11 protein-coding genes are annotated in these 20,884 nt (G+C 74.0%); 3 read left to right on the top strand and 8 right to left on the bottom strand.

Translation table 11 applies throughout. From position 1 onward, the window contains the following. Positions 1-8: 8 nt before the first annotated feature. The 3 genes from ACN6LD_RS32435 to ACN6LD_RS32425 form a co-directional block, all read right to left on the bottom strand. A complete protein-coding gene (locus ACN6LD_RS32435) occupies positions 9-3,701 on the bottom strand; it encodes a UvrD-helicase domain-containing protein (protein ID WP_445045054.1) in 3,693 nt (1,230 codons plus the stop codon). Positions 3,702-3,826: 125 nt separating this feature from the next. Next, positions 3,827-7,174 carry an ATP-dependent helicase gene (locus ACN6LD_RS32430; RefSeq protein WP_445045053.1) on the bottom strand — a complete coding sequence of 1,116 codons (3,348 nt, stop codon included), beginning with the start codon at positions 7,172-7,174 and terminating at the stop codon, positions 3,827-3,829. A 266-nt stretch (positions 7,175-7,440) separates the two neighbouring features. Beyond that, entirely contained in the window at positions 7,441-7,827 is a 387-nt protein-coding gene (locus tag ACN6LD_RS32425; RefSeq protein ID WP_319194661.1) for an MGMT family protein, read from the bottom strand. Between the two features lie 186 nt (positions 7,828-8,013). On the opposite strand from ACN6LD_RS32425, the gene ACN6LD_RS32420 reads away from it, so the two are divergent. The 3 genes from ACN6LD_RS32420 to ACN6LD_RS32410 all read left to right on the top strand — a co-directional run bounded on the left by ACN6LD_RS32420 (position 8,014) and on the right by ACN6LD_RS32410 (position 14,214). Then, complete coding sequence (locus ACN6LD_RS32420) at positions 8,014-10,701, top strand: lysylphosphatidylglycerol synthase transmembrane domain-containing protein (RefSeq protein WP_319194659.1); 2,688 nt, start codon at positions 8,014-8,016, stop codon at positions 10,699-10,701. Positions 10,702-10,776: 75 nt separating this feature from the next. Beyond that, entirely contained in the window at positions 10,777-12,321 is a 1,545-nt protein-coding gene (locus tag ACN6LD_RS32415) for an alpha/beta hydrolase (protein WP_445045052.1), read from the top strand. A 324-nt stretch (positions 12,322-12,645) separates the two neighbouring features. After that, positions 12,646-14,214, top strand: coding sequence for an alpha/beta hydrolase (locus ACN6LD_RS32410; protein WP_445045051.1), 1,569 nt, complete (start codon positions 12,646-12,648; stop codon positions 14,212-14,214). A gap of 122 nt (positions 14,215-14,336) precedes the next feature. Here ACN6LD_RS32410 and moeZ read toward each other — a convergent pair whose 3' ends face one another. The 5 genes from moeZ to ACN6LD_RS32385 all read right to left on the bottom strand — a co-directional run bounded on the left by moeZ (position 14,337) and on the right by ACN6LD_RS32385 (position 20,706). Further along, positions 14,337-15,515, bottom strand: coding sequence for an adenylyltransferase/sulfurtransferase MoeZ (gene moeZ, locus ACN6LD_RS32405; RefSeq protein ID WP_319194655.1), 1,179 nt, complete (start codon positions 15,513-15,515; stop codon positions 14,337-14,339). A 63-nt stretch (positions 15,516-15,578) separates the two neighbouring features. After that, positions 15,579-16,337 (bottom strand): spherulation-specific family 4 protein, encoded by a 759-nt coding sequence (locus ACN6LD_RS32400; RefSeq protein WP_319194654.1) that lies wholly within the window; start codon positions 16,335-16,337, stop codon positions 15,579-15,581. After that, a complete protein-coding gene (locus ACN6LD_RS32395; protein ID WP_306949405.1) occupies positions 16,325-17,287 on the bottom strand; it encodes an NAD-dependent epimerase/dehydratase family protein in 963 nt (320 codons plus the stop codon). The genes ACN6LD_RS32400 and ACN6LD_RS32395 overlap by 13 nt, the downstream gene beginning before the upstream one ends. Positions 17,288-17,563: 276 nt before the next feature. Continuing rightward, positions 17,564-18,922 (bottom strand): hypothetical protein, encoded by a 1,359-nt coding sequence (locus tag ACN6LD_RS32390; RefSeq protein ID WP_445045050.1) that lies wholly within the window; start codon positions 18,920-18,922, stop codon positions 17,564-17,566. Then, the gene (locus ACN6LD_RS32385) at positions 18,919-20,706 is read right to left on the bottom strand and encodes a DUF3492 domain-containing protein (protein ID WP_445045049.1); all 1,788 of its coding nucleotides are present in this window, start codon (positions 20,704-20,706) and stop codon (positions 18,919-18,921) included. The genes ACN6LD_RS32390 and ACN6LD_RS32385 overlap by 4 nt, the downstream gene beginning before the upstream one ends. Between the last annotated feature and the right edge of the window lie 178 nt (positions 20,707-20,884).

The following is a 20,884-nucleotide window of genomic DNA, read 5'->3' as shown; positions in this document are numbered from 1 at the left end:
TCACGAGCCTATCGGCCCGCGCCGGCGTCCTCGCCGGGACCTGGTGCGGGGCCGACGCGTCCGGCCGGTCCGTCGCGGCCGTCTCCTGCGCCCTCCTTCCCGGTCAACAGGCGCTCCAGGGCAGGCCGATCGGGCAGCCCCTGCGGACGCACGACGTCGCCGGTGCGCACATACAGGAAGGCCGCTGTGACGGATTCCACGGGCACTCCCTGCTGCTCGGCCCAGGCGAGCCGGTACAGGGCGAGCTGGAGGGGGTCCGCGGTGCGGGCGCGGTGGGTCTTCCAGTCGACGATGTCGTACGTGGCCGACTCGCCGTCGCCCTCTTTGTAGACGGCGTCGATGCGGCCCCGGACGACGCGGCCGGCGAGGGCGAGCTGGAAGGGGGCTTCGACCCGGTAGGGCGTGCGGTGGGCGTACTCGGTGCGTTCGAAGGCCTCCTTGAGGACCTCGAGGTCGTGTTCGTCGTCGATCTCGGCGTCATGGCCGGGCAGTTCGTCGGGTTCCAGCAGGGGGAGCGTCAACTCCTCGAAGCGGGCCTCCACCCAGGCGTGGAACCGGGTGCCCCGACGTGCGGCCGGTTGCGGGGGGCGTGGCATGGGGCGCGCGAGTTCCTGCGCGAGACCGTCCGGGTCGGCGGCCAGGCGCATGACCTGCGAGGCGGTCAGGGTCGTCGGCAGGGGCACGTCGGTGACGGTCCGGCGGGCGCGCAGGAGTTCCCCGGCGAGCGCGTCGAGGTCGCGGTCCCAGGAGGCGACGGTGCGTGCCTCCTCCGGGGTGAGGGAGTTCCGGCGCGGGCGGGCCCTGGGCGCCTCCGGGGCCGTCCCCTGATGGGGGACCGAGGGGTGGACGGCGGGACGGACGGGGGCATCGCCCGGGCTCCGCCCATGCCGGTCCGCGGGGTCGCCCTCGGCCGGCGGGGCGTGGTGGGAGGCGTCACCGGAGGACCCGTCATCGAGGGGGCCTCGGTCGGAGGGGTCCGGGTCGAACGGGTCCGCCTCCAAGGAGTCCGGGTCGAACAGGTCCGCCTCCAAGGGGTCCGTGTCGAAGGGGTCCGTGTCGAAGGGGTCTGCGCCGAAAGGGTCGTCCTCGTCGTGGGGCGGCTCGTCGTCGTCCGGCGGGGGCGGCCAGTCGGGGTCGTCGTGGGAGTCCGGGGCGTGGGCGGCACGAGGGCGGGGGTCCTCGTGCGGGGCGAGGTCCTCGAGGTCCTCCAGGTGGGCGAGGACGGTCTCGGCGGCGGCGCGGCGGCGGGCCAGGGCCGCGTCGTCCAGCGGGAGCGGCCAGACCTGGTCGACGCTCGCGCGGTGCAGGGCGGGGTTCTCCTCGTCCTCCTCCGGCGGGTCGGCCCAGACCTCGATCTCGCCGTGTCCGGCCGCGCAGTGGTCGTGCAGGGCCAGCAGGAAGTCGGACGGGCCGCGGGGCTTCTTCTGTGCGGGGCCCCACCAGTGGCCGGAGCCGAGGAGCAGGGACCTCGGGCGGGTGAAGGTGACGTAGCCGAGGCGGAGTTCCTCGGTGTGCTGGTGGTCCTTCATGGCTTCGTGGAAGGCCTTCATGCCCCGCGCGTCCCAGGAGGCGAGGTCGGGGAGGGTGTCGGCGTCACCGCGCAGTGCGTGCGGCAGCACCTTGGCCTGAGCGGTCCACTTCTCGCGGCCCTGTCCGCTGGGGAAGGTTCCGCCGACCAGGCCGGGGACGGCCACCACGTCCCACTCGAGGCCCTTGGACTTGTGCGCGGTGAGCACCTTGACGGTGTTCTCGCCGCCCGGAAGGGCGTTGTCCAGGCCCTTCTCGTACTGGGCGGCGGTGCGCAGGAAGCCGAGGAAGGCCAGCAGGCTCGCCTCGCTCTCGCCGGCGGCGAAGGACGCGGCGATGTCGAGGAAGTTGGACAGCGTCTCCCTGCGGCGGGCGGCCAGGGCGTGCGGGGACGCCGAGAGTTCGACCTCGAGGCCGGTGACGGCGAGGACGCGGTGCAGGACGTCCATCAGGGGGTCGGCGAGGGAGCGGCGCAGTTCGCGCAGTTCGGCGGCGAGGCGCGCGAACCGCACGCGCGCGTCCGGCGAGAACGGCAGCCCGTCGTCGTCCCCCGCGCCGCCGCCGTGGAGCGGCGTCTCGAGGAAGGTGTCGAGGGCGTCGGCGAGCGATGTCACCTCGGACGGGTCGACGCCCTCGACGGCCTCGGCGAGGCGCCGGTCCGGGTCGTCGTCGCCCCCGCGCGCGTGGCTGACGAGCCGCCGGGCCCGTCGGCCGAGGAGGGCGAGATCGCGCGGTCCGATGCGCCAGCGGGGGCCGGTGAGCAGGCGGACCAGGGAGGCGTTGGCGCCGGGGTCCTGCAGGACCTCGCAGACGGCGACCAGGTCGGCCACCTCGGGCAGGTGCAGCAGACCGGACAGTCCGACGACCTCGACGGGGACGTCCCGGGCGACCAGCGCGCCCTGGATCTGCGCGAAGTCGGTGGCCGTCCGGCACAGAACGGCGATCTCACCGGGCGCCTTGCCGGTGCGCACCAGATGGGCGATGGAGTCGGCGAGCCAGTCCATCTCCTGGGCGTGGGTGGCCAGCAGGGCGCAGCGGACCACGCCGTCGCGTTCAGCTCCGGGAGCCGGGCGCAGGGCCTCCACGCCCGCGTGCATGGCGCGCAGCGGCTCGGCGAGGCCGTTGGCGAGGTCCAGGAGGCGGCCGCCGCTGCGGCGGTTCTCGCTGAGCGACTGGCGGCGCGCCTTGCTGCCGTCGGCGTGCGCGAAGTGCTCCGGGAAGTCGTCGAGGTTGGCGACGGAGGCGCCGCGCCAGCCGTAGATGGCCTGGCAGGGGTCGCCGACGGCGGTCACGGGGTGGCCGGCGCCGCCGCCGAAGAGTCCGGCGAGGAGCACGCGCTGGGCGACGGACGTGTCCTGGTACTCGTCGAGGAGGACGACGCGGAACTCGTCGCGCAGGAGCGGGCCCACCTCGGGCACCTGGGCGAGCCGGGCCGCCAGGGCGATCTGGTCGCCGAAGTCGAGCAGGTCGCGTTCGCGCTTGGCGGCCCGGTAGCGCAGCACCAGGTCGGCCAGTTCGCGTCGGGCGGCGGCCGCGTCGGGGGCCTTGCGCAGGTCGGCGTTGGTGAGCCTGACGCCGTCGAGGGTGTGCAGCAGTTCCGCGTCCCAGGCGCGCAGGTCCTCGGGGCGCACGAGGTGTTCGGCGAGTTCGCCGTCGAGCGCGAGGAGGTCGCTGATCAGGTCGGCGAAGGAGCGGGTGAGCGACGGGTAGGGGCCCGGGGCCTCGCGCAGCACACGCGCGGCGAGCTGGTAGCGGGTGGCGTCGGCGAGCAGGCGGGAGGTGGGTTCCAGGCCGATGCGCAGGCCGTGGTCGGCGAGGAGGCGGCCCGCGAACGCGTGGTAGGTGGAGATGACCGGCTCGCCCGGCGGGTTGTCCGGGTCGATGACGTCGGGGTCGGTGACGCCGGCCCTGACGAGGGCCTTGCGGACGCGTTCGGCGAGTTCTCCGGCCGCCTTGTTGGTGAAGGTCAGGCCGAGGACCTGTTCGGGGGCGACCTGGCCGGTGCCGACCAGCCACACCACGCGTGCGGCCATGACCGTGGTCTTGCCCGACCCGGCTCCGGCCACGATCACCTGCGGGGCGGGCGGCGCGATGATGCAGGCCGTCTGCTCCGGGGTGAAGGGGATCCCGAGGAGCTCCTTGAGCTGCTCGGGATCGTTGATACGGGCGGGCATGGGGAGAGGCTATCGGCGGGCACTGACAGTCGATGACAAATCACCCGCCGCGGGGAGAGGCGTGCAGGTCGGCGCGGGTGGTGCGGTCCGTCACACCGCCGCCCCGCCCGGCCCCGGTCCGCCGCTCACTCGACGACGTGGCGCCCTTCGGGGCGGGCGCTGCACGAGGCGCGGAACGCGCAGTGGGCGCACTGCTGGCCGGCGGTGGGGGTGAACCGCTCGTCGAGGACCTTGCCGGCGGCCGTGGCGAGGAGTTCGCCGACCCATTCGCCTTCCAGCGGCTCCTGCGCCTGCACCTTGGGCAGAGCGTCGCCGCCGTCCCGCTGGGCGGCGCCCTGGCGCAGTTGGACGAGTTCGGCGCCGCCCGGTTCGGGGCGTGCCCCGTCGAAGACGTCGTCGACGGCTCCCTCACGGACCGCGAGCTGGTAGACGGCGAGCTGGGGGTGGCGTTCGACCTCGCGCGCGGTGGGCGTCTGCTTGCCCGTCTTGAAGTCGACGACGTAGGCGCGGCCGTCACCGTCCGCCTCGACGCGGTCCATCTGGCCGCGGATGCGGACCTCGTAGTCGCCTGCTTCCAGCGTGACGTCGAAGTCGTGCTCGCTGGCGACCGCTGTGCGGCCCGTGCGGTCCATCACATGCCACTGGAGGAAGCGTTCGAGCGCCACGCGTGCGTGGGCCTTCTCCTGGGTGGACTTCCACGGGGCGTCGAAGGCGAGGGCGTTCCACACGGAGTCGAGGCGCTCCATGAGGACGTCGAGGTCGGCCGGGGTGTGCCCGGAGGCGACCTCGTCGGCGAGGACGTGCACCACGTTGCCGAAGCCCTGGGCGGCCGTGGCGGGGGCGTCGGCCTTCACCTCGCGGCCCAGGAACCACTGCAGGGCGCAGGTGTTGGCCAGCTGGTCGAGGGCGCTGCCGGAGAGCACGACAGGCTGCTCGCGGTCGCGCAGCGGCACCTTGCTCTCGGTCGGCTCGAACATGCCCCACCAGCGGTACGGGTGGGCGGCGGGCGCCAGGGGCCTGCCCTCCTCGTCCGCGAGGGCGGCCAGCCGGGCGAGCCGGCGGGCGGCCGCCTCCCTGAGGGGTGCGGAGACGCGCGGGTCGACCGTGGTGGCGCGCAGTTCGGCGACCAGCGCGGCGACCGACAGGGGCCGGCGGGGGCGGCCGGTGACGTCCTTGGGTTCGGCGCCGAGTTCGGAGAGGAACCGGGAGGGCTGGTCGCCGTCGTCGGCGGGTGCTTTGACGGCGGTGACGACGAGACGGTCGCGCGCGCGTGTGGCGGCGACGTAGAAGAGGCGACGTTCCTCGGCGAGCAGCGCGCCCGGGGTGAGCGGCTCGGCGAGTCCGTCGCGTCCGATGCGGTCGGCCTCCAGGAGGGAGCCGCGGCGGCGCAGGTCCGGCCACAGGCCTTCCTGGACGCCGGCCACGACGACCAGACTCCATTCCAGGCCCTTGGCGCGGTGGGCCGTCATCAGGCGTACGGCGTCGGGGCGCACGGCACGGCGGGTGAGGGTGTCGGCGGCGATGTCCTCGGCCTCGATCTCGGCCAGGAAGTTCAGTGCGCCCCGACCGCCGGTGCGTTCCTCCGCGCGCGCGGCGGTGGCGAACAGGGCGCACACCGCGTCCAGGTCGCGGTCGGCGTTGCGGCCGGCCGCGCCGCCGCGCCGGGCGGCCCGCTCCAGGCGCGTGGGCCAGGGCGTCCCGTCCCAAAGGTCCCACAGCGCTTCCTCGGCCGTGCCGCCGCGCGCGAGGCCCGCGCGGGCCGTCGCCAGCAGCGCGCCGAGGCGCTGGGCGCCGCGCGCGTACGTCGGGTCGTGGGCGACGAGGCGTTCCGGCTCGGCCAGGGCGCGCGTGAGCAGTTCGTCGGAGGGCGGCGGCAGCGGGTTGCCCGCGGCCCGTTCCTCCTCGCGCAGGGCGCGGCCGAGGCGGCGCAGATCGGCGGCGTCCATGCCGGCGAGGGGTGAGGCCAGCAGGGTGAGGGCGGTCTCGGTGTCGAGCCAGCCGGGGGTCTGCTCGGTCTCGTCGGCCGCCTCGCCCCCGGTCGCCGTGCCGCGCGCGCCCTCGGCCGGCGCCGCCGCGGAGGCCTCCGCCGTGGCCACCGCGCGCAGGGCGGCCAGCAGGGGCGCCACCGCCGGTTCGTGGCGCAGGGGGAGGTCGTCGCCGTCGATGTCGAGGGGGACGCCGGCGGCGGTGAGGGCGCGGCGGACCGTCGGGATCGTGCGCGAGCCGGCGCGCACCAGGACGGCCATCTCGCCCCAGGGCACGCCGTCCTCCAGGTGGGCGCGGCGCAGGATGTCGGCGACGTTGTCCAGTTCGGTGCCGGGCGTCGGATACGTGTAGACCTCGACCCGGCCGCCGTCGCGTGCGGCGGTCAGGTCGCGGTGGGCTCGGACCTTCTCGGACGGCAGCCGGGTCAGGGGCATCCGCTGCGTCAGCAGCCGGGTGGCGGCCAGCAGGGCCGCGCCGGAGCGCCGGGAGGTGCGCAGCACCTCGACGGGGGCGGGACGGCCGTCGGCGCGGGAGAAGGCGTGCGGGAACTCCAGGATGCCGTTCACGTCGGCGCCCCGGAAGGTGTAGATCGACTGGTCGGGGTCGCCGAAGGCGACCAGGGTGCGGCCGCCGCCGGCGAGGGCGTGCAGCAGCCGGACCTGGGCCGGGTCGGTGTCCTGGTACTCGTCGACGAAGACGGCGTCGTACCTCGCGGCCAGCCGCTCGGCGACCTCGGTGCGCCGGGCGAGGAGCACCGCGCGGTGGACGAGTTCGGCGTAGTCGATCACCCCGTGCAGGTCGAGCACGTCGAGGTACTCGGCGAGGAAGGCGGCCGCGGCACGCCAGTCGGGGCGCCCGATGCGGTGGGCGAACGCGTCCAGGGACGCGGGGTCCAGGCCCAGTTCGCGGCTGCGGGCCAGCACCGCGCGGACCTCGTCGGCGAAGCCGCGGGTGGTGAGGCAGGCACGCAGTTCGTCCGGCCAGCGCACATGGGCCAGGCCGAGCCGCTGCAGGTCGAGCTGGCCGGCGAGCAGCTCGCGGACGGCCACGTCCTGTTCGGGTCCGGACAGCAGCCGCAGCGGCTCCACGAACAGGTCGGCGTCCTGGTGGGCGCGGACCAGGGCGTAGCAGTACGAGTGGAAGGTGGTCGCCTGGGGCGCGCGGGCGGCGCCCATGCGCCGCGCCATCCGGTCTCGCAGCTCGACGGCCGCCTTGCGGCTGAACGTGAGGACGAGGATGCGCGCGGGGTCGCCGCCGCGGGCGATCCGGGCCGCCACGGACTCGACGAGCGTGGTGGTCTTCCCCGTGCCCGGGCCCGCGAGGACGAGCAGGGGGCCGGGGCCGTGGTCAACCACGGAGCGCTGTGCGGCGTCCAGACGAGGGGGATCCACCCGGGCGGGCGGGGTACGCACCAGTCGGTAAGCGCCACGGTTCCCCTGTCGCCCCTGGTGGGGCGGCAGGCGCCTGGTGGAGGAAGAGGTGCTCACGTGGTTCGCCGGTCCTGGTGGGTGTGCTGGTCGACGGATCGTCGCCCGGGAAGGTCGGTGATCGCGGGATGAGAGGGACGCGTGCCGCCGACGCTACGCCGACGACTGACCCGGAAGGACGGCTTCCGCTTCTTCCCTCGGGCCCCGCACGTCCCGGGCGTCCCTCGCCCCACGAACGTACGCCATGCCGCGGACGTGCCCGGTACGCGCCGTTTCGCCCGTACGGGCCACAGGCGCCCCCCGGCCCCGTCCGATGGCGGAGGCTGTCAGGTGTGACCCGCCGCGCGTTCGCCGCCGTCCCACCTCGCCCGTCTCATGTCGAGACGCGGGACGTGCCCTTCCGCGGCCCTGCTCGCCGCCTTCAGCGGTGTGCCCTCGGTGCGGTAGCGCTCGAGCGCCCGCAGCTCGTGGCCCGGGAGCAGCACCCCGTCCGCGCGCACGACGCGCCACCACGGGACGGCGCCGCCGTAGAGGGCCATCACCCGGCCGACCTGTCTCGGACCGCCGTCCTCCAGCCACTCGGCGACGTCCCCGTACGTCATGACCCGCCCGGGCGGGATCAGCTCCGCGACCTCGAGGACCCGCTCGGCGTACTCCGGCAGCGCTTGCGTGTACTCCGGGCGGGCGTCGTCCGGAAGGCTCTGCTCGCTCATCCGCCCCATCCTGCCCCACCGCACCGACAATGCGACGGGCTCGCGACGCAGTGTGACCCTCGCTCCCGGGCGAGGCTTCGGGCAGACTGTGCGCCCCCGCATTTGCACCCTGATGCCCCCGTGTGTCGGCGGGGCATGCCACCATCGTGCGGGCGGTGACCGGTGATACGAGACCAAGAAGAGACGATGAACCAGCAGGGCGTGCACGCAGAGGACGCGCAGGGCGCCTCTGACACCGCGCCGCGCCCGGACATCCCCGGCGAGCAACGGGAGGAGGTGCACATCGACGAGGTCGAGGGTGACGAACCCCTGCTCCCCGCGCGCGTGCACCGCCCCTCCGACCTGATGCGGCTGATGATCGGCGTGCTCGCCGTCATCGTGCTCCTGGGCATCGCCGCCTTCGCCCACGGAACCACTTCGGGCCTCGAACAGGACATCAACAAGGGCACGGGCCAGGCGCCCGACCTGCTCATCAAGATCGCCGGCCTGGCGTCCAGCATCGCGATCCTGCTGGTCCCGGTCGCGTTCGCGATCGAGCGGCTGATCAAGCGGGACGGGCTGCGCATCGCCGACGGCGTGCTCGCGGCGGTCCTCGCGCACGGTGTGACGCTCGCCACCGACCTGTGGGTCGCCAAGGCCGCTCCGGGCTCCATCCAGGAGGCGCTGACCCAGCCCTCCCCCGGTGACATCCACGCCTTGACCGACCCGGTGCACGGCTATCTCGCGCCCGTCATCGCGTACATGACGGCCGTGGGCATGTCGCGTCGTCCGCGCTGGCGCTCGGTGCTGTGGATCGTGCTGCTCCTGGACGCCTTCTCGATGCTCGTCACCGGATACACGACGCCGTTCTCGATCATCCTCACGGTGCTGATCGGGTGGACGGTCGCATACGGCACCCTGTACGCGGTCGGCTCGCCGAACGTGCGGCCCACGGGGCGGACGCTCATGGCGGGCCTGCGGCACGTCGGGTTCCGGCCGGTGAGCGCCTCCCGCGAGGAGACGCCGGACGCGGCGGAGGGCGACCGGGGCAGACGGTACTTCGTCACCCTGGAGGACGGACCGCCGCTGGACGTGACGGTCGTCGACCGGGAGCAGCAGGCCCAGGGCTTCTTCTACCGCGCGTGGCGCAATCTGGCCCTGCGCGGCTTCGCCACCCGCAGCAGCCTGCAGTCGCTGCGCCAGGCGCTGGAGCAGGAGGCGCTGCTCGCCTATGCCGCCATCGCGGCCGGCGCCAACGCGCCGAAACTGATCGCGACCTCCGAGCTGGGGCCCGACGCGGTGATCCTCGTCTACGAGCACACCGGCGGCCGCACCCTCGACTCGCTGGCGGACGAGGAGATCACCGACGACCTGCTGCGCAACACCTGGCACCAGGTGCGGGCCCTGCAGTCACGGCGCATCGCGCACCGCCGGCTCGCCGGGGACGCGATTCTGGTGGATCGTTCCGGCACGGTGATCCTCACCGATCTGCGCGGCGGCGAGATCGCGGCAGGCGACCTGCTGCTGCGCATGGACGTCGCCCAGCTGGTGACGACCCTGGGTCTGCGGGTGGGCGCCGAGCGCGCGGTGGCCTCCGCGGTGGGCGTGCTCGGTCCGGACGCGGTCGCGGACTGTCTGCCGATGCTCCAGCCCATCGCCCTGTCCCGCTCCACGCGCGCGACGCTGCGACGACTGGCACGCGAGCGCGCGCAGCGCGAGCGGGAAGCCGTCCTCGAAGCCTCCCAGCAGGCCAAGCAGGCGCGCGCGGAGGCGGCCGAGGCCGACACCGAGGCCGCCGTCGCGGAGAAGCCCGGCAAGAAGGCCGTACGTGCGGAGGCCCGGGCCGAGAAACGGGCCATCGACGAGGCACTGGAGGGAGCGCGCGAGGAGGACCTGCTGACGCAGATCCGGCACGAGGTGCTGCTGATCCGTCCCCAGGCGCCCGTCGAGCCCGCCAGGCTGGAACGGGTGCGGCCGCGCACCCTGATGAGCTTCATCGCCGGCGCCATCGGCGCGTACTTCCTGCTGACCCAGCTCACCCACATCGAGTTCGGCCCCCTGATCGCCAACGCCGAATGGGGCTGGGTCGCCGCGGCCGTGCTGTTCTCGGCGGTGAGCTACGTCGCCGCCGCGATGAGCCTGCTGGGGTTCGTGCCGGAGCGGGTGCCGTTCCCGCGGACCGTGGCCGCGCAGGTCGCCGGGTCCTTCGTGAAGATCGTCGCGCCGGCCGCGGTCGGCGGCGTCGCGCTCAACACGCGATTCCTGCAGCGCGCGGGGGTGCGGCCGGGACTCGCGGTGGCCAGCGTCGGCGCCTCGCAGCTCTTCGGGCTCGGCTGCCACATCCTGATGCTGCTGTCCTTCGGCTATCTGACCGGCACCGAGAAGACTCCGTCGCTGTCGCCGTCCCGCACGGTCATCGCGGGTCTGCTCACGGTGGCCGTGCTCGTGCTCGTGGTGACGTCGGTGCCGTTCCTGCGCAAGTTCGTCTCCACGCGCGTGCGGTCGCTGTTCGCGGGCGTCGTGCCGCGCATGCTGGACGTGCTGCAGCGGCCGCAGAAGCTGGTCACCGGCATCGGCGGCATGCTGCTGCTCACCGCCTGCTTCGTGATGTGCCTGGACGCGTCGATCCGCGCGTTCGGCGACGAGTCGACCTCGCTCAGCATCGCGAGCGTCGCCGTCGTCTTCCTCGCCGGCAACGCGCTCGGCTCCGCGGCGCCGACGCCCGGCGGAGTCGGCGCCGTCGAGGCGACCCTGACGGTCGGCCTGATCGCGGTGGGGCTGCCCAAGGAGGTCGCCGCGCCCGCGGTTCTCCTCTTCCGGCTGCTGACCCTGTGGCTGCCGGTGCTTCCCGGCTGGCTGGCCTTCAACCATCTGAGCCGCAAGGGCGCCCTCTAGGCGGGCTCCCACGGCCGTACCCCCGGACGGCCCGCGCCCCGCGCGCGTGCCTGCACACGACCTCAGGATGGGATCATGCCGATCCCCTCCCGCCCGCGTGCGGCCGCCGTGACCGCCACCGCTGTGCTGCTGTCCTCGCTGGTGGCGGGCTGTGCGCAGGACGCGCCGTCGGGGGATCTGACGGAGCAGAAGCTGAGCTGGAAGGACTGTCCCGCCCCGTCCCGGTCGGAGGGCGGCGGCAGCGCGCCGTCCCCGCTGCCGGACGGCGACCCGTGGCAGTGCGCCACCTTGAAGGCCCCCCTCGACTGGGACGATCCCGAGGGCGACACGATCGACCTCGCCCTGATCCGGGCCCGGACGAGCGGCGCCGAGAGCCGGCGCATCGGCTCGCTGATCTTCAACTTCGGCGGCCCCGGCGGCTCGGGCGTCTCTACGCTGCCCGCGTTCGGCGACGAGTACACGACCCTGCGCACCCGGTACGACCTGGTCAGCTTCGACCCGCGCGGGGTGGGCCGCAGTGCCGGCGTGCGGTGCGAGGACGACCAGCAGCTCGACGCCTACTTCCAGCAGGACGCCACCCCGGACGACGCCGCGGAGCGCACCGCGCTGCTGGACAACACCAGGAAGTTCAACGCGGCCTGCGAGAAACACTCGAAGAAGATGCTGCCGCGGGTGCGGACCACCGACGCGGCCCGCGACATGGACCTGATGCGCCAGGTGCTCGGCGACGACCGCCTGCACTACTTCGGCATCTCCTACGGCACGGAGCTCGGAGGCGTGTACGCCCATCTGTTCCCGAAGAAGGTGGGACGGGCCGTCTTCGACGCGGTCGTCGACCCGACCCAGACGTCCGAGCAGGGCTCGCTCGGACAGGCCAGGGGATTCCAGCGCGCGCTCGACAACTTCGCGAAGGACTGCACGTCGAAGACACAGGACTGTCCCGTCGGAGACACCGCGCAGGACGTCGAGGCCCGCATCGCGGAGCTGCTGAAACGTCTCGACTCCAAGCCCCTCCCGGGGATCTTCCCGCGCAGGCTGACCCAGAGCGCCGCCACCAACGGCATCGCGCAGGCGCTGTACTCGAAGGACTTCTGGGAGTACCTCACCGAGGGCCTGGAACAGGCCTACGACGGCGACGGGCAGATTCTGATGCTGCTGTCCGACCTGATGAACGGCCGCAGCGAGAACGGCGAGTACAGCAACATCGCGGCCGCCAACGTCTCCATCAACTGCTCCGACGACAAACCGCGTTACTCGACCGCCTACGTGGAGAAGAAGCTGCCGGAGTTCCGTGCGGCCTCCGCGCTCTTCGGCGACTTCATGGCCTGGTCGATGGTCGGCTGCACCGACTGGGCCGTGCCCGGGGCCGCCGACCACCCGGACGTGAGCGCGCCCGGGTCCGCGCCGATCCTCGTGGTGGGCAACACCGGCGACCCGGCGACCCCGTACGAAGGAGCGGGGAAGATGGCAGACGCGCTGGGCCGGGGGGTCGGGGTCGAGCTCACGTACAAGGGACAGGGCCACGGCGCGTACGGCAGCAAGAGCCCGTGCGTGCAGCGGGCGGTGGACGGCTATCTGCTGAACGGCAGGACGCCGGCCGACGGGACCGTCTGTTCCTGACGGCCGCGGACGCGCAGGCCATCGGATACCCGCATCCGCATCCGCACCCGCCCCCGCACATCTGGGCGATTCCACCGCACCCGCCCCCGCACGGCCGGTCGACTCCACCGCGCCACACGGCGGTCGACTCCATCGCACCCGCACCCGCCGCACCCGCACGTTCCGCCAGCCCCATCACACCCGCCGCGATACCGGGTCGATCCGACAGTATTCGCAGGTCAGAGGGTTATCCACAGGCTCGGACGGTCAGGGCCCAGGACGCCTAACATGGCCTGAAAGCCGTCCACCGCCGAGTGTGGACGGCCTGCGAGGGGGGAGGCGCGCATGGCGCGATCGGCACGGTGGACGGCGTGGGGAGCCGCCGTCGCACTGCTGGCGGCGGGCTGCAGCGGCGGCGCGTCGGGGGACGGGTCGGACGGCAGGCACGGTACGGCCGACGCCAGGCCCACAGCGGGCTCCGCCTCTGCCTCGGGCACACCCTCGGCGGCCCTGCCCGCTGCACTGACCGGGCAGAAACTCCACTGGGGCCGGTGCGGGCCCACCGCGGACTCCTCGGCGCCGGGCGACGACTGGCGGTGCGCCACGCTGAAAACGCCGCTCGACTGGTCGGAACCCGGCGGCCGTACGATCGATCTCGCCCTCGTGCGCGCCGAGTCACACGCCGAGGACGGCGACCGCATCGGTTCGCTCCTGTTCGACTTCGGCGGCCCCGGCGCGTCGGGAGTGTCCATGCTCCCCTCCTACGGCTCGACGGTCTCCTCGCTCCGCGACCGCTACGACCTGGTGAGCTGGGACCCTCGCGGGGTGGGCGCGAGCGAGGGGGTCCGCTGCCGCAGCGACAAGGACATCCAGGCCGCCGAGTCCCTCGACTCCACCCCGGACACCCCGGCCGAGGAACAGGCGTTCTTCCAGGACGCCACCGCCTTCGGCGAAGGATGCCGCAAGGCTGTCGGCCCGCTGCTGGCCCACGTGTCGACCACCGACACGGCCCGCGACATGGACCTGATGCGCCAGGTGCTCGGCGACCGGAAAATGCACTACTTCGGCATGTCGTACGGCACCGAACTGGGCGGCGTGTACGCCCACTTGTTCCCGCAGAACGTCGGAAGGCTCACCCTCGACGCGGTCGTCGACCCGAGCGCCGACGCGGTCGGCCACGCCGAGAACCAGGCACGCGGCTTCCAGCGGGCGCTGGCGGACTACCTCGCCTCGACCGGCCAGAACCCCGAGACGGGCAGCACGCGGATCGCGGCCCTGCTGGACCGGCTGGACGCCCACCCGCTGCCCGGGTCGGACGGGCGGGAGCTGACACAGGCGCTCGCGGTCATCGGCATCGTCCTGCCGTTGTACAGCGAGGCGGCCTGGCCGAGGCTCACCAGCGCTCTGGAGGCCGCGCAGGCAGGGGACGGCTCCCAGCTGCTGAGGCTCGCCGACCGCTACAACGAGCGGGACTCCACGGGGCGTTACGGCACGACGGTCCACTCCCAACGGGTCATATCGTGCCTGGACGACAGGCAGAGGCCGACCCCGCGGGAGACGAAGCTGCTGGTGCCGCGGTTCGAGAAGATCTCTCCCGTGTTCGGGGACTTCCTCGCCTGGGACACGGCCGGCTGGTGCCACGACTGGCCGGTGGCCGGGCAGTACGACACCCCGGAGGTGAGCGCGGCGGGCTCGGCGCCGATCCTGCTGGTCGGCACCACCGGGGACCCGGCGACGCCCTACGAGGGCGCGCGGAAGATGGCGGACGAGCTCGGCAAGGGCGTCGGCGTCCTGCTCACCTGGAAGGGCGAGGGGCACATCGCGTACGGGAGCGGGAGCTCGTGCGTCGACTCGACGGTGGACGACTACCTGCTGAAGGGAGTGGTCCCGCGGGACGGCACGGTCTGCTCATGACGGCGGCGGGGGCTTCGCGCACGCGTGGCACGCAAAACCCCCGCCGATCCCGTCGGGAGGCCCGGTGGGCCCGGTGGGCCTGCCCGACCTGCCGGGCCTGCCGGGACGAGCGAACGCCCGGGTCAGTAGACGGGCTTGCTCGGTTCGATCTGGTGGACCCAGCCGATCACGCCGCCGCCGACGTGCACGGCGTCGGAGAAGCCCGCGGACTTCAGCACGGCGAGGACTTCCGCACTGCGGACACCCGTCTTGCAGTGCAAGACGATCCTCTTGTCCTGCGGCAGGGCCTCCAGGGCGGTGCCCATCAGGAACTCGTTCTTCGGGATGAGCTTCGCGCCCGGGATGGAGACGATCTCGTACTCGTTCGGCTCGCGGACGTCGATGATCTCGATGCTCTCGCCGTCGTCGATCCACTCCTTGAGCTGCTTGGGAGTGATCGTCGAACCGGCGGCCGCCTGCTGGGCCTCCTCGGAGACGACGCCGCAGAAGGCCTCGTAGTCGATGAGCTCGGTCACCGTCGGGTTCTCGCCGCAGACCGCGCAGTCGGGGTCCTTGCGCACCTTGACCTGGCGGTACTGCATCTCCAGGGCGTCGTAGATCATCAGGCGGCCGACCAGCGGCTCGCCGATGCCCGCGAGCAGCTTGATCGCCTCGTTGACCTGGATCGACCCGATGGACGCGCACAGCACGCCCAGCACGCCGCCCTCGGCGCAGGAGGGGACCATGCCCGGCGGCGGGGGCTCCGGGTACAGGCAGCGGTAGCAGGGACCGTGCTCGGACCAGAAGACGGACGCCTGACCGTCGAAGCGGTAGATGGAACCCCACACGTACGGCTTGTTCAGCAGCACGCACGCGTCGTTGACCAGGTAACGGGTCGCGAAGTTGTCGGTGCCGTCGACGATCAGGTCGTACTGGCTGAAGATGTCCATCACGTTCTCGGCCTCGAGCCGCTCTTCGTGAAGGACCACGTTGACGTACGGGTTGATGCCGACGACGGAGTCACGGGCGGACTCGGCCTTGGAGCGGCCGATGTCGGCCTGGCTGTGGATGATCTGCCGCTGCAGGTTCGACTCGTCGACCTCGTCGAACTCCACGATGCCGAGCGTGCCCACGCCCGCCGCGGCCAGGTACATCAACGCCGGCGAGCCCAGGCCGCCGGCGCCCACACAGAGCACCTTGGCGTTCTTCAGCCGCTTCTGCCCGTCCATCCCCACGTCGGGGATGATCAGGTGGCGGGAGTACCTGCGGACCTCGTCTACGGTGAGCTCGGGGGCCGGCTCGACCAGGGGTGGCAGCGACACGGGGACTCCGTTGGTCGGTCAGTCATGACGGTTGTTCTCCCCGTAACAGTGCCATGGCCATTTTCATTCCGAGACACCTGTTCCGATCCGCGAGACAATATCGTCCCAGTAACCGGGCATCGTCTCCCAGGCGTCACGTGCGCCGCCGCGTTCGGCGCCGTCCGTGAACCAGATCGTCGCGGCCCCCTGCCAGCGGGCGATGCGCAGCGCCTCGTCGAGATGTCCCCGCGGCACACCGTGCACGAAGTGGCAGAAGCGCTCCGGCGGGTGCTCCGCCGTCCACTCGGCCACCTGCGACCAGCGGTAGTCGCTCCAGGGACCGGAGAAGGTGACCAGCTGGTCGGCCAGCTCGGCGTAGCCGGGATGCGGGTGGACACCGTGGTCGAGGACGACGTGGGGTGCGTCGTGGAGCGTGCGCAGCGCGCCGGTCGTGCGGCGCAGCCCGGCCAGCGTGGTGCGGTCGGCCGGGCAGCGGTCCAGGAGGAAGCCGTCGACCTGGTACCAGTCGAGGTAGCGCTGCGCTTCGGAGATCACCTCGGCGAAGGCACGGGCTCCGTACAGCGCGTCGATCCGCCCGAGGACGCGGATGCCCGCGTTGCGCAGCCGGCCCGCGGATTCCAGACAGCTCGGGTCGGGGCGCGAGCCCGGTCCGTCGCAGACGTCGAGGGCGACCCAGTGCAGAGGTCTCCCGGGCCGGGCGAGTTCGCCCCACTCGGCGGGCGCGACCAGGGGATGCGCGAGGCCCGGGACGCCGAGGCCGGTGCGGACCTCGGTGGTGCCGGGGTGCGCGCTGCCCGCCGGGGTCCCGGTCAGATACGACATGCCGCCTCCATCCAGATGTCGGCGAGGGACTCCTCGAGGTTGATCCGGGGGCGCCAGCCGAGCCGGTCGCGGGCGGTGCGCACGTCGGCCTGCTGCCAGCTGCCGCAGCCGTCCGGGTACGGATACGCGACCGGGCCGCCGTGGTCGGCCTCCAGGCGGGGGTGGCCGATGGCGGGCCGCAGGTGGCCGCCGGGCGGCCCGTCGAGTTCGTGGAGGGCGCCGCCGTATCCGGCCACCCGCGCAAGGATCGCCGCGGCGTCGCGCAGCCGGACGGCGCGCCCGGAGCCGATGTTGATGACGCCCTGCGCGGCGGAGAGCGAGGCCGCGTGCACGGCCCGGGCCACGTCACGGACGTCGATGAAGTCCCGCTGCGCGCCGAGACCGCCGAGCTTGAGCTCGCCGTCGCCGGACTGCATGGCGCGCCGCATGGCCTCGGCGAGGCGCCCCAGCGGGGAGCCGGCCGGCGTGCCCGGGCCCGCGGGCGAGAACACCCGGAGCACGACGGCGTCGAGTCCGGAGCCGAGGACGAGTTCGGTGGCGGCGAGTTTGCTGACGCCGTACGGGCCCCCCGGCCGGGGCACGGCGTCCTCGGCCGTGGAGGAGCCGGGCTGGCTCGGGCCGTACTCGGCGCCGCAGCCGACCTGGACCAGGCGGGCCCCGCACCCGCTGCGGCGCAGGGCCTCGCAGACGGTGGCGACGGCGACGGTGTTGTGCCGGGTGAGTTCGCGGGCGCCGCCGCGGGTGGTGCCCGCGCAGTTGACGACGACCTGGGGGTGGACGGCGTCGAGGAAGCGGGTGAGCGCGCCGGGGCTGCCGGACGCGAGGTCGAAGCGGACGTCCGCGTCGTCGCCGCGGCCGAGCGCGGTGAGCTGGACGGCGGGGTCGGCGAGCAGGCGGTCGGCGACGAAGCGGCCGAGGTAGCCGTTGGCTCCGATCAGCAGAACCCTCATCGTGCGGCTCCCGGGGTGTGCGCCATGGCCTGAGCTGCCGGGACCGGGACTGCCACGACCGGGGGTGCCGGGACCGGGGCGCCGGCGACCGCGGGTGCCCCGGTGGCTGCGGTCGCTCCGGATCGGGAGGTGGTCATCTGGTCTCTCCTTCGGGGGTGTTGCGGTGGGCTGCGGCGGGGTGCGGGGGCGCGGGCGTCGTGCGGTCGGGGCACGGTGGGGGATGCGCCGGATGGGGTGGCCGCGGTGGCGGCGGGGTTCGGCGGGGGCGGGCTCGCGTCAGCACGGCTGGTCCGTTCCCGCGTGGGCCGAGGCCCTGGACAACGTGCGGGCGGCGTGGACCAGGAGGGCCAGGGCCGCGCTGCCGCAGACGAGGAACGGAACGCCGCCCGGGCCCCAGGCGGTGAGCAGGTTCTCCACGGGCACGGCCATGAAGTCGCAGCCGGGCAGGCGGCCGGAGAAGACCGCCGCCGGGGCCAGCGCCTCAACGGCACCGGCCGTCCCGAGGACGACCGCGGGGGCGTGGGTGAAGCCGTGCACGATGAGGAGGCGGGCCAGGAAGAGAAGGCCGCCGAGCGTGAGGATCTGGCCGTATCCGGCGGTCTCGCCCAGGACGGCCGCGCTGAGAGCGGTCAGTGCGGCGAGCGCGCACAGGAAGAGAACGAAGACGCCGAGCAGCAACGGCGGCACGGAGGCGGCGAACTCGTCGAGGCCGCGGCTGGCGTTCAGGCGGCGGCGGGCACGCGTGGCAAGAAGGTGGGCGCACCAGGCGGCGGGCGCGCAGGCCAGGGTGAGGGCGAGCAGCGGAGCGGCGGCCACGGGCCAGGGGCCGGCCGCCGTCCCGTCGGGCAGGCCGTCCGGGCCGCCGCCGACGGCGGCGCGCAGGAGGCTGTCGCCGAGGGCCGCGTAGGCGAGGAGCCAGCAGGTCCAGGCCTCCGTCCGGTGCGGGCCGGGGTGGGCGCCGCGGTGCGTGCTCAACGGCCCCCGGCGCAGCGCCGCGTGCACGGCGAGGACGACGGCGAGGAGGCCTGCGGCGGCGACGAGGAGAGCGGTGCGCCCGTGGGTGAGACGCACGCCGGTCACGGTGGCGGCGCACAGGACCCCGGGCAGCAGGGTGAGCAGCGCCCAGTCCAGGCGGGGCCGTGGGGCAGCGGTGTGCGCGGCGGGCGGCGGCGCGTCCGCGTCGCGCGGTACCCGGGCGTACATCTCCTCGGCGAGGGAGAAGACGTCCCGGTGCCGAAAGCGTGCGGCGGTGCGGTCGGTGACCCCGTGGGCCTCCAGGGCGGCCGCGATCTCCAGCGGGTCGACGGCCCGTTCGCACAGCTCACGGTGACGGTGCATCAGGGTCTTGACCGGGTCCGCGCCGCCACGGCGGGGCGTGGCCGGCTCCGGCCCGCCCGCTGCGGCGACCTCGTCGGCGGGGACGAGGGAGCGGGTGCCGACGGCATCACCGGCGCCGCGGGCGGCATGCGCGTCGGCGCGACCGGGAATGCCCGCGGAGGCCCCGTCGCCGGCGCCGGAAGGGGTGCCGGCGACGGCGGCAGGTGCAGCGGCGGCCGCAGTGGCACCGGCACCGGCAGCAGAGGGGCCGGCGTCACGGGGTGCTTCCGGTGGCTCCAGTTCGTCCAGCCCGCTCATCGTGCTCCCTCCGTCAAGGCGACCGGCGAGGCGTCCCGGGCCTGCGGACCCGCGGCAGCCCAGACCGGGCCCGGGCGGGCGGTGACCGGCGCGCCCGGGCCGGTCCACAGGCCGGGCAGACAGGCCTCGGGCGGGACGGCGAACGGCCGGGGGTCGCCGTCGTCGTCGAAGAGGAACCGGCGCATCGGGGCCTGGGAGACGAGCTCCAGATAGATGCCGTGGAAGGCCGTGACGTTCTGCTCGACGGTGAACAGTTCGAGGGCGCGGGCGCGGGCGGCCGCGCCCAGGCGTGCACGGCGCTCCGGGTCGTGCAGCAGCGCGACGCAGGCGTCCGCGAGCGCCCGTGGATTGCGCGGCGGGACGACCAGTCCGGTGCCCCCGATGACCTCGACCACCGCGCCGACGTCGGTCGAGACGGTCGCCCGGCCGCAGAGCATCGCCTCGACCAGGCCGACCGGGAAACCCTCGACGACGCTGGACAGGACGATGACCGCCCCGGCCGCGTACGCCTCGGCGAGGGTGGCCGACTCCGGGCCGCCGATCTCCTCGAAGGACACCGGGTTGGCGCCGACGGCGTGCGGTCCGTCCGCCTCGTCGGGGAAGAGCTGGGCGGCCAGCATCCGGCAGTGGCCGAGGTAGGCCCGGCCCTCCTCGCCGGACGCCGCTCCGATGATCCGCAGCCGGGTGCGGGGCTCCTTCTTGCGGATCTCCGCGAAGGCGTGCAGCAGGGACACCAGGTCCTTCGCCGGTTCCACCCGGCCGACCCAGACCAGCGTGTGCGGGTCGGCGGTGTCCGGGGAGTCGCCGACGTCGGCGAAGCGGGACGTCTCCATGCCCGGGTAGACGGTGCGCAGTTTCGCGCGGTCGGCGCCGCACCGCTCCTGCCAGCGGCGGGCGTGCGCGTTGCCGGGCGTGACGCACGCCGCCTGCCGGTAGACCTCGGCCGCCAGCCGGCCGTGGAAGGCGGCGAGCAGGGCCCGCACGGCGGGAGCGGCTACGGAAGCGGACCGGGCGGACGGCGCACTCCCGGGACCCGCCGGGGAGCCGCTCTGCCCTGAGCTCAGATAGTGCGTGCGCAGCCTCACCCCGTACTCGGTGACCAGGAGCGGCACGTCGAAGAAGTGGCGTGCGAGGAGCCCGGGCAGGGCGGCCGCTCCGCCGGACGCGGCGTGGCAGACGTCGACCGCGGCGAGGCCTCGGCCCCCCTCGTCGCCCTGGTCGTCGTACCAGTCGAGCGAGAGGGGGCGCAGGGCGCTTTCGAGGTGTGCGGCGACGGCGAGCAGATCGGGTACGCGCGCCTCGCGCGCCGTGCGCAGCGCGCCGGGCGCGCGGCAGGCCCGCTCCAGGGCGCGCACGGCGCCCTCCGAGCGGAGTGCTCCCACCAGGCCGCCCTCGTCGCGGGCGAGTTCGGCGAGGCCGTACAGCGCGGTGGCGAAACGGTCCGCCTGAGTGGTCGCCGCAGCCTCCGGGACGGCGGCCGCGTCCGACGGGTCCGCCTCGCACAGGGCGGCCGCCAGTTCCCCGTAGGACTCGGCGAAACGCCGGCGCGCACGCCGGCCGTGCACCACCCCGTCGTCCTGCGCCGTCCACAGCGGTGCGGTGCGCACCCGGCTGACCTGCGGCGGCAACGCGACCCAGCCGGCGTCCTCCTGGTCTTCGGTCCGGCTGAGCGCGTACACCTCGAACTGGTGCTGCTCGAGCCCGCGCACGAGCCGGTCGCACCAGAGTCCGGCATCACCGCTCACATACGGATAGCCACCCTCCGTCAGCAGTCCGATGCGCACGCGCACTCCCGATCTCCCGTTTGGTGAGCCGTCGTTGACCCGGCGGCTCGCAGCGGGAAGAACGTATGCGGACAAGGCGGTGGGGGGGGGGGGGGGGGGGGGGGGGGGGGGGGGGGGGGGGGGGGGGGGGGGGGGGGGGGGGGGGGGGGGGGGGGGGGGGGGGGGGGGGGGGGGGGGG

The sequence above is a fragment of the Streptomyces sp. SAS_272 genome (assembly GCF_052543235.1).
The sequence above is the reverse complement of the archived record's forward strand: the minus strand, read 5'-3'. Positions and strand labels throughout refer to the sequence as shown.